General features: G+C 67.3%; 14 protein-coding genes and 1 pseudogene. 6 read left to right on the top strand and 9 right to left on the bottom strand.

All coding sequences use genetic code 11. The features are described from left to right. Positions 1 to 60: 60 nt before the first annotated feature. From FNM00_RS15140 to FNM00_RS15120, 6 genes are all read right to left on the bottom strand, one after another. Positions 61 to 1584: an ATP-dependent DNA ligase gene (locus FNM00_RS15140; RefSeq protein ID WP_143914389.1), complete on the bottom strand. Its 1524-nt coding sequence runs from the start codon at positions 1582 to 1584 to the stop codon at positions 61 to 63. Between the two features lie 271 nt (positions 1585 to 1855). Continuing rightward, positions 1856 to 3121: an RNA polymerase sigma factor gene (locus FNM00_RS15135; protein WP_143914388.1), complete on the bottom strand. Its 1266-nt coding sequence runs from the start codon at positions 3119 to 3121 to the stop codon at positions 1856 to 1858. After that, entirely contained in the window at positions 3121 to 3489 is a 369-nt protein-coding gene (locus FNM00_RS15130) for a YciI family protein (RefSeq protein WP_143914387.1), read from the bottom strand. The genes FNM00_RS15135 and FNM00_RS15130 overlap by 1 nt, the downstream gene beginning before the upstream one ends. Positions 3490 to 3520: 31 nt before the next feature. Continuing rightward, positions 3521 to 3994: a DUF998 domain-containing protein gene (locus FNM00_RS15125; RefSeq protein ID WP_221933766.1), complete on the bottom strand. Its 474-nt coding sequence runs from the start codon at positions 3992 to 3994 to the stop codon at positions 3521 to 3523. Positions 3995 to 4000: 6 nt separating this feature from the next. After that, positions 4001 to 4198 carry a hypothetical protein gene (locus FNM00_RS19055; protein WP_221933765.1) on the bottom strand — a complete coding sequence of 66 codons (198 nt, stop codon included), beginning with the start codon at positions 4196 to 4198 and terminating at the stop codon, positions 4001 to 4003. Positions 4199 to 4305: 107 nt separating this feature from the next. Continuing rightward, positions 4306 to 5745 (bottom strand): MFS transporter, encoded by a 1440-nt coding sequence (locus FNM00_RS15120; protein WP_143914386.1) that lies wholly within the window; start codon positions 5743 to 5745, stop codon positions 4306 to 4308. Here FNM00_RS15120 and soxR point away from each other — a divergent pair. Then, positions 5744 to 6253 (top strand): redox-sensitive transcriptional activator SoxR, encoded by a 510-nt coding sequence (soxR, locus tag FNM00_RS15115; protein WP_425456811.1) that lies wholly within the window; start codon positions 5744 to 5746, stop codon positions 6251 to 6253. The genes FNM00_RS15120 and soxR overlap by 2 nt on opposite strands. 11 nt (positions 6254 to 6264) lie before the next feature. Here the strand turns inward: soxR and glsA are convergent, their stop codons facing one another. Next, on the bottom strand, positions 6265 to 7584 hold the full coding sequence (glsA, locus tag FNM00_RS15110; RefSeq protein ID WP_143914384.1) for a glutaminase A: 1320 nt from the start codon (positions 7582 to 7584) through the stop codon (positions 6265 to 6267). A 177-nt stretch (positions 7585 to 7761) separates the two neighbouring features. Here glsA and FNM00_RS15105 point away from each other — a divergent pair, with 177 nt between their 5' ends. Beyond that, the gene (locus FNM00_RS15105; RefSeq protein WP_143914383.1) at positions 7762 to 10227 is read left to right on the top strand and encodes a prolyl oligopeptidase family serine peptidase; all 2466 of its coding nucleotides are present in this window, start codon (positions 7762 to 7764) and stop codon (positions 10225 to 10227) included. A 98-nt stretch (positions 10228 to 10325) separates the two neighbouring features. On the opposite strand, the gene FNM00_RS15100 is transcribed toward FNM00_RS15105, so the two are convergent. Beyond that, positions 10326 to 10685 (bottom strand): ArsR/SmtB family transcription factor, encoded by a 360-nt coding sequence (locus tag FNM00_RS15100; protein ID WP_143914382.1) that lies wholly within the window; start codon positions 10683 to 10685, stop codon positions 10326 to 10328. A gap of 82 nt (positions 10686 to 10767) precedes the next feature. Between FNM00_RS15100 and arsM the strand changes: the two genes are divergently transcribed. The 4 genes and pseudogenes from arsM to FNM00_RS15080 form a co-directional block, all read left to right on the top strand. Next, positions 10768 to 11562: an arsenite methyltransferase gene (gene arsM, locus FNM00_RS15095; RefSeq protein ID WP_143914381.1), complete on the top strand. Its 795-nt coding sequence runs from the start codon at positions 10768 to 10770 to the stop codon at positions 11560 to 11562. Next, complete coding sequence (gene arsB, locus FNM00_RS15090) at positions 11559 to 12608, top strand: ACR3 family arsenite efflux transporter (RefSeq protein WP_143914380.1); 1050 nt, start codon at positions 11559 to 11561, stop codon at positions 12606 to 12608. The genes arsM and arsB overlap by 4 nt, the downstream gene beginning before the upstream one ends. Then, the gene (locus FNM00_RS15085; protein WP_143914379.1) at positions 12605 to 13003 is read left to right on the top strand and encodes an arsenate reductase ArsC; all 399 of its coding nucleotides are present in this window, start codon (positions 12605 to 12607) and stop codon (positions 13001 to 13003) included. Before arsB ends, FNM00_RS15085 begins: the two co-directional genes overlap by 4 nt. Positions 13004 to 13387: 384 nt before the next feature. After that, positions 13388 to 14143, top strand: a pseudogene (locus FNM00_RS15080) (DDE-type integrase/transposase/recombinase); the annotation flags it as partial. 23 nt (positions 14144 to 14166) lie between these two features. Here FNM00_RS15080 and FNM00_RS15075 read toward each other — a convergent pair. Then, positions 14167 to 14669 (bottom strand): integrase core domain-containing protein (locus FNM00_RS15075; protein WP_143914378.1); only part of this gene is annotated, 503 nt, incomplete at its 5' end.

Here is a 14669-nt window from a genome sequence, read left to right as displayed (position 1 = left end):
TGCGGTAGGGCGGTGTCGAGGACACATCCCGTTCGAGGTAGAAGGCGCAGACCTGGAGGATCAACCGCGCAGCAGCTCGCGAAGGGTCTGGATGGTGTCGGCCTCCTCGGGCCGTTTGTCGGGGCGGTACTGCTTCACGCGGGCGAAGCGCAGCGCGATACCGCCGGGATAGCGCGGCGACCGTTGCACACCGTCGATCGCGATCTCCACCACGGTCTGCGGGCGCAGGAACATCGTGGACCGGGTGCTGCGCGTCTCCAGCTCAGGAAATTGCTCGGTCTGCCACCGCAGAAGCTCATCGGTGAGGCCTTTGAAGGTCTTGCCGACCATCACGAATCCGCCGGGCTCGCCGAACTCTCCGTGCGGGTCGCGTGCGCCCAGGTGCAGATTCGACAGCCAGCCGCGGCGACGCCCTGAACCCCATTCCGCGGCGAGCACGACCAGATCATAGGTGTGTACCGGTTTGGCCTTGACCCATGCCTTACCGCGTCTGCCTGCGACATAGGCGGAATCGATGGCCTTGACGACGACCCCCTCGTGGCCCGCGGCGAGGGCCGCGTTCGACAATTTCTCGACCTCGTCCGGCTCGGCGGTGATGACACCGGGCACGCGCCACTCCCCCGCCACCCGCTCCAGCTCGGTCAGGCGGGTGCGCAACGGCTCGTCGATGAGATCGCGGCCGTCGAGGTGGAGCAGGTCGAAGAACCAGGGCCGCAACAGCACATCGCGTGCATCCTCAGCGCCGAAGCGTGCCATCGTCTCCTGGAAGGGCCGGGGGCTCCCGTCCTCGCCGAGCGACAGCGTCTCCCCGTCGAGGATCAGCTGGTGTGAGGGGAGACCGCGGACGATCTCGACGATCTCCGGCACGCGATGGGTGATATCGGCGAGGTTCCGGGTGAAGACGCCGACATCATCGCCCCGGCGATGCACCTGGATGCGGGCACCGTCGAGTTTGTACTCGACCGACGCCTCGCCGGTGATGTCGAGGGCCGCGACGGGGGTGGCGGCGGTGGAGGCGAGCATCGGCGATACCGGGCGCCCGACGACCAATCCGACCGCTTCCAGATCCTCCGCGGTACCGGTCAGCGCGATATGCGCCGTCTCCCCAAGATCGCCGGAGAGCATCGCCGCCCGCCGGACCGCGCCCTTGGGGCGATCCGATGCCCGAGCGATCGCATCGAGCAGGACGCCCTCGAGGGCTCCGGTCCGCAGTTCGCCGAGCATCACCCGCACCAGGAAGTCCCACTCCTCGGGTGTGGCGCGAGAGGCGAGGTCCTCCAGGAGCCCGCCTCTCGCCGTGACCGACCCCTTGCCCGCTACGGCGGCGAGGGCGTCCAGCGCCATATCGACATCGGCGACCGTCAGACCGGAGGTGGCGGCATGGTGTACCGAGAGCGCGGCGATCCCGCGCCACCCCACGCCGATGCGCCCCTGCCGCGGGGCCGCGATCAGCAGCCCGACGGCGGGCGCGATCTCCTCGGCCTCGGCACGCTCCAGCACGCGCGCGAGGGTCTCGACCTTCGCGAGCCGTGAGGAGGTGGAGGTCACCTCCTGGGACGTGGCGACCAGCGCCGAGAGCATCATTCCCGCATCCTCCCACCGAACACCGATACTCTGCCGGTCTGCCGGCGGGCCGATCAGAAGAGCTGGCCGCCCTTCGTGGCCTCGTAGCGCCGGATCTCGGACACGCGAGCTGAGATATTTACCGCCACAGGACCGGGCGGCCGGGTCGTGAACCGGTGGCTCGCCGAGTTCTGCGTCGGCTCGATGTGGTCGTTGCCGCCGTCATCATCTATGTCGCTTTGGCTCAGCGGCCTCCACCCGACGGGCCGTGCCGACCGAGGCCTGTGCCGATTCACGGAAGGCGGTCAGCACCCGGACCTAAACCTGAGCAGAGAGAGCGACCCGCGAGCCCCGACAGATATCTGGCTTCGGACTCGTTCTGCGTCATCTCGGCCGCGGCCAGGAAGTCGCTACGAGCCTCGGATGTCTGGCCCGCCGCGTCATCGAGATGCGCCCGGATCGCGTGGGCCCTCTGCCGGGTGAGCGGATGGCCGAGCAGATCGTGCTCGCGGTCGAGTCGGTCGAACAGTTCACGAGCCGGCTCGACGCCGAAGGCCTGAGCTACGGCGACGACTCGCGAGAGCATGACGGGACCGGTCGGTTCGGCCTGTTCGAGCGCGAGGTAGAGGGCCGCGATCTGCGGCCAGTCGGTGTCCTCGGCAGTGGGCGCTGAGGCATGCACGGCGGCGATGGCGGCTTGCAGCTGGAAGGAGCCGACGCTTCTGGGAGTCCAGGCGGCTCGGGCACGTTCGGTCCCCTCGGCGAGCATCGCCCGATCCCAGCGGCCGCGATCCTGTTCGGGGAGAGGAATGAGGTGACCGTCCACCGTGGTGCGCGCCGGGCGGCGGGCGTCGGTGAGGAGCATGAGCGCGAGGAGCGCCGTGGGCTCGGGATGGTCCGGGAGCAGGGCACACAGCAGTCGAGTGAGACGGATGGCCTCGGCCGTCAGATCGGTGCGGGTGAGGCCCGGCCCGGCCGTCACCGTGTATCCCTCGTTGAAGATCAGGTACAGGACCCGCATGACCGCGGTGATGCGCTGCTCGACGTCGTCGTCGACGGTGGTCTCGAAGCGCACGCCGTTCGTGCGGAGTTGTTGTTTCGCGCGGCTGATCCGCACTGCCATGGTCTGCTCGGTGACGCCGTAGGCGTGGGCGACCTCGGCGGTGGTGAGTCCGCCGACCGCGCGGAGGGTCAGCGCGATACGTGAACCGAAGGTCAGGGCCGGGTGGCAGCAGAGCAGCAGGAGATGCAGGCTGTCATCGTATCCGGGGATCTGGATCGGTGGGGACATCGTCTCGGCGATGACGTACTGCTCCTCGCGCCTCCGGTCGGCCGACTCGGACCGCAGCATATCGATCATGCGACGATAGGCGACCCGGATGAGCCACGCTCTCGGATGCTCCGGGACTGCGCCCTCCCGCCACTGCCGGCTCGCGGCGATCAACGCCTCCTGCGTGGCCTCCTCGGCGATATCGAAGCGACCGAACCGTCGCACGAGCGCACCGAGGACCTGCGGCACCTCCTGGCGCAGCAGGTCCTCGATCGACGGCCCGGTCATCACGCGAAGTCGTCACCCATGATCGGCCGGATCTCCATCGGCTCCCCCATGAGATCGACCATGCGGGCGACGATGTCCCTGGCCCGCTCCACGCCTGACACGTCGATGACGGCGAAGGAGGCGAGAACCTCCTTCAGCTCGGCGAAGGGACCGTCGGTGACGACGACCCTTCCATCGGTCTTCCGCACCGTGATGGAGGTGGCCGGGTGACCGAGGCCCTCGGTGCTCACGAACTCTCCGGTCGCGCGGAGCTCCGCCTCGAACTGCTGATACGCGGCGAAGGCCTCGAGGGCTTCGTCGGTCGGGGCATCGGCGGTAGCCGCGTCCCAGCTCTGGCTAGGGGTGTACCCCAGGATGAGGAACTTCATGGTGCTTCTCCTTAGTCGCGACGATCGCAGGTTATCGAGTGGGGATGGCAGTGGCGAGGCGCAGCAGCCGGACCGCTGTGGCAGTACACCAGCCGAAGGCGAAGAGCCCGGTGACTGCCACCTGGATGCTGGCGATGTCCGGATCGACAGGGACCAGCAGGACGAGGGCCACGACTGCATTCCCTGCGGCCGCCAACGGCCGGTGCTGTCTGATCGCTCGCACGAGGGCGATCACCGCGGCGATCGCGAGGGCACTGAATCCGATGATCGCTGCGATGATATGCACAGAGGCATGCCAGCTGGTCACCGCCGCGGGGCCGTCAGGTGTGCCGAGAGGGAACCCGTGGGACGGATCCTGCGGAAAGACACCGGCGGCGATGAATCCCGCGCCTCCGGTCGCGATGAACAGCGGGAGTGCACTCCGGCCGATCCCCGTACTGATGACCCTGCGATGCCCGGCGGAGAGCCCGGTCAGCCCGAGCCCGACGAGCACGAAGGTCAGCATCTGAATCTAGCCCCATTCTCCGGTGGCGAGCTGGCTGAGGGGGTGGACGCGGAGGTCGAAGCCGTCACGGACGGCCATCTGCACGAGGGCGGAGAGGTAGAACAGCGGGCCGGCGACCGCCCCGCCCATCAGCAGTGCTCTCGTGGTGGGTCGCGGATGTCCTGCTCGGGGCCGGGCGGCCGGTACGGTCTGGTCCGTGGTCACGGTGTCCTCCTGTGTCATCAAGGTGATGGTTCACAGGTACCTCGTAGCCGCGGACGGATTCTTGACATCGCTCCCGCACATTTTTCTCACCGGCCCTCACGGGTGCTCTACGCGAGGGGCAGGCGGTGGCGCCTGGGGTGCGCGCGCACGGCGAGGGCGACGGTCACGATCCCGATGACGCCGAGGACGGAGAGTCCGGCGCCCATCGTCGCCGATCCGGCGAGGCCCGCGCCTCCCCAGGCGACGAGGATGCCCACGAAGGTCGATGAGATCGCGTTGGCGATGAGTTCGGCCGTGCCCACCCCCGCCGCGGCTTTGGACGCCTCGACGGGATCGGTGCTGCTGCGCATCGCGGCGACGCTCAGATGTGGGAAGGCCAGACCCACGCCTGCGCCGGCGAGGAGCAGCCCGGCCGTCCAGACCCAGGCGATCCAGGAGACATCGGAGAACTGGGAGGCGGTGAAGAGCGCGAGGCCTACCGCGACGAGCACGGGGCCCAGCCGCATGAGGAGGCGGCCGATGCGCTCGTCGTCGACGCTGGCGCTGAACAACTGCACCGTGCTCCACCCGATCGACACCGTTGCGCCGAAGATGCCTGCGAGCAGGGGGCTCATGCCGGCCAGTTCCTGACCGAACTTGGGCAGGAAGATCTCCGCCATCGCAGCCGCACTGAGGATGCCCAGTGTCACGTAGACCCACTTCAGCGGGTTGCCGCGCTGGTAGGTGATGTGCGGCAGGACGGGTGACGAGGCACCCCGCTCCACCACGACGAAGGCGACGAGGAAGGCGATTCCGAGGGAGATCGCGGTGATCGCCGTCCAGCCGATGGGCACGATCGCCGCCACGCTGAAGGCCGTCGCGGCGAGGACGAGCATCCCGAGCGATGTCGCGGGTATACCTCCGTACTCCTCGGACTCGGCGCTGTGGTGAGGCAGGCCCCGCAGCGCCATGACACCGAGCACGCCCGAGGCGAGGGCGAGCACCCAGAAAGCACCTCGCCAGAACTGAAGCTGAGCGAACAGGCCGCCCATGGCGGGACCGACCAGGGTGCCCAGACCCCACATCGCGGAGACGAGTCCGGTCGCGCGGGTCCACAGATGCTCAGGGAGCGCCTCGCGGATCACGGCGTATCCGAGGCCTGCGAGCAGGCCGCCGCCCAGCCCTTGGAGGATTCGAGCGCCGAGCAGCGCCTCCATCGTCGGTGACACGGCAGCGCCCAGCGAACCTGCCGCGAACAGCAGGAAGGCGAGCAGATAGGCGCGCGCGGCGCCGTGGGAGGCGAGGGTGCGGGCGACGAGCATCGAGGTCAGCACGGACGCCACCATGAACGAGGTCGTGACCCACGCGAAGTACCGCCCTCCCCCGATATCGGCAACGGTCGTGGGCAGCAGTGCCGCGGTGACGAAGGTGTTCATGGCATAGAGCGCGACGCCGCCGGCCAGGACGAGTGCGGCCGTCCGGTGCTCGCCGCTGAACAGCTCGCGCCAGCCTCCGGGGTTCTCGATGTGCGCTGAGGGAGCTCGTGTCGGCTTGTTCTGAGAGGTCATGTCGATTACCGTAAAATCTCAACAAAGGTTGAGGTCAAGCATGAATGATTCCGCTCCGTCCCCCACAGATCTGCTCAGCGTCGGCGACGTGTCGAGACGCACTGGCGTCTCGGTCTCTGCGCTGCACTTCTACGAGCGCGAGGGGCTGATCTCCGCCACGCGCACGTCCGGCGGGCAGCGCCGTTATGCGCGACATGTGATCCGCCGAGTCTCGGTGATTCAGGTGGCGAAACGGATGGGGATATCGCTGTCGGAGGTCGCGGATGTCTTCGCCGACCTCCCACCGGACCGGATGCCCGGCAAGACCGACTGGCGCCGCATCAGCGAACGCTGGCGCGGACGCCTGGAGGCCCGGCGTCAGGAGATCGAGCGGATGGAGAACGAGCTCGTCGAGTGCATCGGCTGCGGATGCGTCTCCTTACGGAGCTGCCGGGTGCTCAATCCCGATGACGAGCTCGGGGCCGATGGGGCAGGCCCGCGACTGCTGCCGGAGATCCCCACGGACTGAAGCTGACGGCGTCAGTCTCCAGCTTCGGCGGCCTCGCGTTCGCGGCCGATCGCCTCACCCTGCTCGAAATTGTCGACCTGGGTGACCTTGTCGGCGATGTCGAACCGCTGCAGGTCATCGGGTCCGTACAACCGCGCCGGGTCGATGAGATAGACCTGGCGCCCTTCGTGGGCGAAACCGGCCATGACCGCGGCGATCATCTGGAGCGCCACGAGTTTGATCTCGGCGACATCGGTGAGCTCGACGACCACGTACCGGTGGTCGATCTGATCGCTGGTCATGCGCCGGACGACGGACTCCGCCGCGACGAAGTCGATGATGCCCTGGAGGCGGTACATCGCTGCGGTGCCGTAGTCATTGGAGATGTAGTCCACCGAGATCGCTTCGCGCAGCGCGAGGTGTCCGGTCTCGGGGATTCGCATGAGGTGCAGGCTGAGATCGCGCGAGAGCCGTTCGAAGGCGGCCACACCGCGCACGCTGTTGCCGTGTACGTCGAGTCGTGGGGAGAAGGTGGCGATGCCCAGCCGTCCCGGTGAGGCGCCCACGATGCCGCCGCCGACGCCGCTCTTGGCAGGGATGCCCACGGAGGAGACCCAGTCACCGGCGGCGTCGTACATGCCGCAGGTGGTCATGACGGACAGGACGTGGCCGGCGGTCTCATCGTCGAGTACGCGCTTGCCGGTCACCGGCTGAACGCCTCCGGAGGCGAGGGTCGCTCCCATCAGGGCGAGGTCCTTCGCACAGACCCGCAGCGCCCCTTGCCGGATGTAACCCTCGACGGCGATATCGGGTTCGGCGGCCAGGCCGCCTGAGGCCCGCAGCATATTGGCGATGCCGCGATTGCGGTAGGCCGTGGAGAGTTCGGAGGTGTAGGCGCCCTCGTCGATGTCCAGGTCATGTCCGGCGCAGTCGCTCAGGAACCGTTGCACCGCGTCGAACTTCTCCTCCACGGTGTCCCCCGGCACGAGCGCGAAGGTGCCGATGGCGCCCGCGTTGATCATCGGATTGGCGGGCCGCCCCCGCTCGTCGACGGAGATGGCGTTGAAGGCATCGCCCGATGGTTCGACGCCGACATGTGCAAGCACCTTGGTGAGTCCACGCTCGCGGATGGCCAGTGCGTAGGTGAAGGCCTTGGCCGATGACTGAATGGTGAAGGGCCTCTCGGCATCGCCTGCCGTGTAGACCTGCCCGTCGAGCATCGAGAGGGCGATGCCGAAGGGTTCGGGATCGGCGTCCGCCAGCTCGGGGATGTAATCGGCCAGTTCGCCGGAGTCCTCGGGACGGATCTCGTCGACGATGGAGGCGAGGTAGGGCCCGATCGGAGAACGCATGGCCCGAGGCTAACCGCTGTGGGCAGAGCTCGCCGGTCGCTGACGGCGGCGGCAAGGGTCCCGAGGTTCCCGCACCGCAGGAGCGAATCCCCCTCGCGCCAATCCGCGAGAAGAACCGATGGATCGAAGGCACTCGGCTACTAGCACATGTGCTAGTAGCCGTTTACGATCTGACTCATGGGTGAAGGCACCGATCGTCCCAGCACACGTGAACGGATTCTGGACGCGGCGAGGGGCATCTCCTCACGCCACGGGATGCGCGCAGTGACCGTGCGAGCCGTCAGCGAGGCGGCGGGCGTCGGCATGGGGACGCTCCGTCATCACTTCAGGTCGCAACGCGAGCTGTTCGCCACGCTCGTGGCGGAGGTCATCGACGACCGCATCGACGACTCGGTGATCGCCGACACGTCGCTGCCAGGGCCGGACCGTCTGGCCCGGGCGGTGGGTCAGCTCCTCCCCGATGACTATGCGGACAGTGCGCTGCTCTCAGCCTGGTTCGATGTCTACGCGACCGCCTTCGCCCAGCCCCTGTCGGAGCACAGTCGACAGCTGCTCGATGCTGCCGCGCAGCGCTCTCATACGCACGCCAGAGGATGGTTGACGCGACTCGCCGCCGAAGGCTGGCTCGACGCGACCCGCATCGAGACCACCGCGAATATGCTGCTCGCACTCTCCTCGGGGCTGCTCCTGGAGACTCTGACTCCCGGCTCACCCGTCACCTTCCAGAGCGCGAGGACCACTCTGTCACTCGCGGCACGATCTGCTCTGCGCTCGGAACCGAGACCACCCGGACAGCTCGGGGACGAAGCACGGAGCAGGTTCCTCGCACCCACCCGCACGCTGCCGGTGTCGTCGCGATCGCTCCCCGACCGGGCGATCTTCGTCTCCGATGAGTCGGGCGCCTTCCAGGTGTATGCCTGGAACCGCGGGGACGACCTCTGCTGGCAGATCACCGACACGCCCACCGGCGCGTTCCTGTGCGCGATCAGTCCCGATGGGAGCACGGTGTGGTCATTCCGGGACGAGGACGGAGGCGAGAAGGGATGCTGGCACCTCACGTCGTTTCCGAGCATCCTCGGCGAGCTGCCTCCGGCGCGCCGCGTCCTGGACGGCACACCCGGGTGGCCGGTCGGCCACGCGATCGGCACCTCGTGTGCGGTGCTGAGCATCGCCACCGAGAATGGCTGCACCGTCTGGGTCGTGGATGATCCCGCCGGGGAGACCACTGAAAGGCGCCTTCGCTCGGGCACCTCCATGACGACGGTCTACGCGATGGATGCCGCCGAGGAGGTGGTGGTGATCGGGTGCTCAGATGGAGCGGACGCGCTGCATCCGCAGATCGTCGTGCTCCGAGTCTCCGACGGCAGCGAGGTATGCCGCCTCTGGGACGGCGCGGACAGCAGTCTCGAGGTGAGCGGGTTCGCCCCGATCGACGGCGACGCCCGGTTGCTGATGACCCACGAGCGCGGCGGTTTCCGGATGCCGTTTATCTGGGATACAAGGGCCGATGAGCGCACCGAACTGGATATCGACCTCTCCGGGGAGATCTGGGCACGCTGGTATCCGGACGGCACGGCGCTCCTGCTCGCGCACACCGAGAAGGGTCGGACCCGGCTGCACCGCTATGCGCTAGAGGGCGGTGAGCTTGAGATGCTCGACACGCAGCCCGGTTGGATCGGCACCGGAACCGTGCGCGGCGACGGGGTGATCGACTATCTATGGTGCGATGCAGTCCATCCGCCTGAGCATCGGGTGCTCCACGCCGATGGGACCGAGCACAGCGTCACACGGCACGGGCGGGTAGCCCGGTCGCGACCGCTCGAGGACGCGTTCATCGCGCTCGACGATGAACCGGGCGAGAGCCTGCACATCCTCTTCGCCACCCCCGATGACGAGCCCCGCCCGTACCCGACCGTCTTCATGATCCACGGCGGCCCGTATGCCGCAGATGAAGACTTCTACTCGCCCGCGCGGGCTGCGTGGCTGGATGCTGGTTTCGCTGTCGTACACGTCAACTACCGCGGCTCCACCGGGTATGGCCGGCGCTGGCGAGACGCGATCATCGGTGATCCGGGACGTCGCGCGGTCGCCGACATCGCCCGGGCTCGGGACTGGGCGGTCGAGAGCGGACTCGCCTGTCCATCGCAGTGCCTGATCGAGGGATGGTCATGGGGCGGGTATCTGGCCCTGCTCTCAGCAGGCCTCTCGCCGACAACTTGGGTGGCGTGCATCGCCGGAGCTCCCATCGCCGACTATACGCGCGCCTACGACGAGCAATCCGAGACGCTGCGAGCCTTCGACCGGGCGCTCTTCGGCGGGTCCCCCGCGGAGGTGCCCGGCGTGTATGCCGCGTCGTCACCGGCCACGTACGCCGCGGCCTTCGATAGCCCGGCCCTGATCCTGTACGGGCGCAACGACCCCCGCACTCCCCCGGGTCAGATTCAGTCCTTCATCGGCCGCCTCCGCGAGCAGGGCGTATCGCATGAGGTCTACGAGTTCGACGCCGGTCACGGCTCCCTCGACACCGCCGAGTCGATCCGGCAGGTCGAGACCGAGATCGGCTTCGCCCTCCGCCACCTCCCACCGATCGTCCCGTCAGAGAAACTCACCAGCGAGGAAGGCCGTCGGTCGCCGGTGCCGTAGGTGACCGGTGCGCTACAGGCACTGCACGGCCTGGGACATCGTCATCGGTGCGCTCACGATCGTCATACCGCTTCCGACTGGAGCTCTGAGGTGAAGGTTCAATATCGGGCCGGATCGAGTGAGCCGGCGAGGACCGCCAAGGCATCGGGGACGAGACGGTAGTAGGCCCATCGGCCACGCTGTTCGCGGGTGACGAGCCCTGCGTTGACGAGGAGCTTCATGTGGTGCGAGACGGTGGGTTGGCTGAGGGCGATCGGGGCGGTGAGGTCGCAGATGCAGGCTTCGCCGTCACCCGCTGCGGCGATGAGGGACAACAAGCGGACTCGGGTGGGATCGCCCAGCGCTTTGAACCTGGTGGCGAGTATCGCCGCTTCGCTCGGGTCCAGTGCTCCGCCGATGAGGCGCGAGCAGCACGCTCCGGTGTCGGAGGTTTGGAGGATCGGCAGCTCAGCGGTCATGCTGGCCAGTGTGCCACATATTGACATTCTTCGATACATAGACGAGAGTCGATGCATTGATGTTCTTCGATAGGAGGCCGTGATGAGCACGGAGGATGCTGTAGTCGAGAAGGTACGCGAGCGGTACGCGGCCGCAGCCGCGGCGGTTCGCAGCGGGGTCGACCATGAGCTGTTCGAGGAGTCACAGGAGCAGTCGTCTTCCGGGTCGTCGTGCTGCGCCGGAGGCCAGGTGGAGGTCGGGGACGCGTTCGGAGCGACGTTGTATGCGGCGGAGGATGCCGTGCAGCTGCCGCCTGAAGCGGTCGCGGCCAGCCTGGGGTGCGGCAACCCGACGGCGGTGGCCGCGTTGGCCGCTGGGGAGCGAGTCCTCGATCTCGGTTCCGGTGGCGGGATCGACGTACTGCTGTCGGCCCGGAGGGTGGGGCCGGACGGCTTCGCATACGGGGTCGACATGACGGACGAGATGCTCGACCTGGCGCGCACGAATGCGGCGAAGGCCGGTGCGGAGAATGTGGAGTTCCTCAAAGGCACGATCGAAGACGTCCCCCTGCCGGACGGCGCGGTCGACGTCGTCATCTCGAACTGTGTGATCAACCTGTCGGTGGACAAGCCGAAGGTCCTCGCCGAGATGTTCCGCGTGCTTGCGCCCGGCGGACGGATCGGGATCTCCGATGTCGTCGCGGAGGATCACCTCTCCCCCGCTGACCGAGCCGACCGGGGCTCCTATGTCGGTTGCATCGCTGGTGCCCTGTCGAGGCAGGAGTATCTCGACGGTCTCGCCGCGGCCGGTTTCGCCGGTGTCGAGGTGGAGTTCACGCACGAAGCGGTGCCTGGCATGCATGGGGCGATCATCCGAGCGACGAAACCGGGCGCATGACGCAGACGACGAGCGCGGGGCTCTCGACGACCGATCGGTGGCTGCCGGCGTGGATCGCCGCCGCCATGGCCCTGGGGTTGGCTCTCGGTCGGCTGGTTCCGGGGCTCGATGACGCTTTGAGCAGCTGGGAGATCGGGTCGGTCAGTGCGCCGATCGCGTTCGGGCTGCTGGTGATGATGTATCCGGTGTTGGCGAAGGTGCGCTATGACCAGACCCGCACGGTGATGGCCGACCGGGCGCTCATCGTGCTCTCGCTGGTGCTGAACTGGGTGGTCGGTCCGGCGCTGATGTTCGCATTGGCGTGGCTGATGCTGCCCGATCTTCCCGAGTACCGCACGGGACTGATCATCGTCGGATTGGCGCGGTGCATCGCGATGGTCCTGATCTGGAACGATCTGGCCTGCGGTGACCGTGAGGCCGCGGCCGTGCTGGTCGCGATCAACAGTGTCTTCCAGCTGATCGCGTTCGCCGCGCTGGGTTGGTTCTACTTGCAGGTGCTGCCCGGGTGGCTCGGACTGGAGACGACGTCGGCGAGTTTCAGTATCACCGCGATCGTCGTCAGTGTGCTGGTCTTCCTCGGTATTCCTCTCCTGGCCGGTTTCGCGAGCCGCGTCATCGGCGAACGGGTCAAGGGCCGGGATTGGTATGAGCAACGCTTCCTGCCGGTGGTCGGTCCGTTCGCCCTGTGGGGTCTGTTGTGCACGATCACGTTGCTGTTCGCACTGCAGGGGGACGCGATCCTTCGTCAGCCTCTCGACGTCGCGCGCATCGCGCTGCCGCTGTTGGCGTATTTCGCGCTGATGTTCACCATCGCGTGGATCGCCGCGCGGGCGGTCGGTCTCGCCTACGAACGCACCGCCACGGTGGCCTTCACCGCGGCCGGAAACAACTTCGAACTGGCGATCGCCGTCGCAATCGGCACCTTCGGGGCGACCTCCGGCCAAGCACTCGCCGGCGTCGTCGGGCCGCTGATCGAGGTCCCCGTGCTCGTGGCCTTGGTCTACGTCGCACTCGCCCTACGAGAACGAGAGAACGCGACCCCATGAACCAACCCACCGTCTTGTTCGTCTGTGTGCACAACGCCGGCCGCTCCCAGATGGCAGCCGGATTCCTGCGGCATCTGGCCGGGGACACTGTCACGGTGCTCTCGGCCGGGTCCGCGCCCGCCGACCAACTGAATCCGGTCGCCGTCCAAGCGATGGCTGAACTCGGCATCGACATCACCGCCCACCAGCCCCGACTGCTGTCCGATACCGCGGTGCAGGCCGCCGACGTGGTGATCACGATGGGATGCGGCGACGCCTGCCCCTACTTTCCGGGAAGGCGCTACGAGGACTGGGAGCTCGATGATCCAGCCGGTCAACCCATCGAAGCCGTCCGCCCCATCCGCGACGCGATCAAGGCCAAGATCGAACACCTCGTACGCGAACTCGTCGAGTGACGTGGACAACGCCTCACCCGGCCGCTGGCCTCCGCATTCGGCGAATTCACGCCCCTGGAACGACGAAGCCTCCGAACCCTCGAGGGTTCGGAGGCTTCGTATGTCCTGAGACATCACACGGTCGGGCTGACAGTGTGCTGTTTCAGGACATCGGCGACACATCTCTCAAGACATAGGAGACGGGCGTGATGCAGCCGCGGGTGACAGTTGTTGTTTAGGCAGCGGCTGCTGCGTTGGTGGTGATCTTGTCCTCGTACTCGATGGGGGTCAACCCGCCGAGTGAGTCCTGTCATGTCGCAGGAGATCGGTGACAGTTCTGCATCAGGACATCGGTGACAGTTCCGGTGGTGTTGGTGGTGACACTTCGGGGCGAAGAATCGGCCGGTGGCTGCTAATGAACCTATTGATCCTCGTGTCCGTCTCGCGATCGCGCAGTGGCCTGACGATGCCCCGCGCGGGGCGGTCTCGACGTTCTGCGCCGAGCACGGCATCTCGCGGAAATCGTTCTACGCGCTACGCAAACGCGCTCGTGTCGAGGGCCCGGCTGCGGTGCTGGAACCACGCTCTCGTCGACCGGGAGTGAGCCCATCGCGGTTGACTGATGAGGTCAAGGCCCAGGCGGTACAGGTGCGGTCCTCGCTCGAGGCCTCCGGGTTGGACTGCGGGCCGATCAGCGTGCACGACAAGATGGCGGCGATGGGTCTGCCCGTCGTGCCGTCGATCGCGTCGCTGGCACGAATCTTCCGGGCTGCAGGGGTGGCCCGGCGCGAGCCACGCAAGAGGCCCCGCTCGGCGTGGCGCCGGTTCGTCTATCCCGCGCCGAACGCCTGCTGGCAGCTCGACGCGACCGAGTATGTCCTGACCGGCGGGCGCAAATGTGTGATCTTCCAGCTCATCGATGACCACTCCCGCTACGCGGTCGCCTCTCACGTCGCCGCGGGTGAGACGGTCACCGCGGCGATCGCCGTTTTCGACAAGGCCGTGACCGTCCACGGGGTGCCGCAACGGCTACTGACCGACAACGGGCTCGCGTTGAATCCGTCACGGCGCGGGATGATCGGCCAGCTCGTCGAACACGCGAGTTCGCTCGGCGTCGAGCCGATCACCGGAAAGCCCTATAAGCCCACTACGCAGGGTGAAGCGCCCCAGGTTCTCCGCCGCTCCTATGCGGGTTGCGGCTCTCGGTTGAGGGCCGCGTAGTGGGCCTGCTCGGACTCCGTTGGGGTCATCATCCCAAGAGAGCCGTGCAGGCGTCTGTTGTTGTACCAATCGACCCATCCGGCGGTGGCGTACTCGACGTCCCCGATGGTCCGGTAGGGGCCGGTGTGGAAGACCGTGGTGCGGACGCACTCGGTCTTGTAGAGCCCGATCACGCACTCCATGAGCGCATTGTCATACGCATCGGCAACCGTCCCGATCGAGGGCCGGATGCCCTTCTCGGCGAGGTGCTCGGTGAACGTGATCGATGTGTACTGACTGCCGGCGTCCGCGTGACCGATCAGCTCGCCGGGCACGATCGGGTGGCCTTCACGGTCGCGGTGCCACAGCGCCATCCGCAACGGGACGTCGACCAGCTCGACGGCCTTGGTGGGCGCGACGTTCCAGGCGATGATCTTCTGGGCGAACACGTCGAGGATGAACGCGACGTAGACGAACCCGGCCCAGG

It is taken from the genome of Aeromicrobium piscarium, from assembly GCF_007421815.1.
Taxonomy (GTDB): domain Bacteria; phylum Actinomycetota; class Actinomycetes; order Propionibacteriales; family Nocardioidaceae; genus Aeromicrobium; species Aeromicrobium piscarium.
This window is presented reverse-complemented; position numbering and strand designations above follow the sequence as displayed.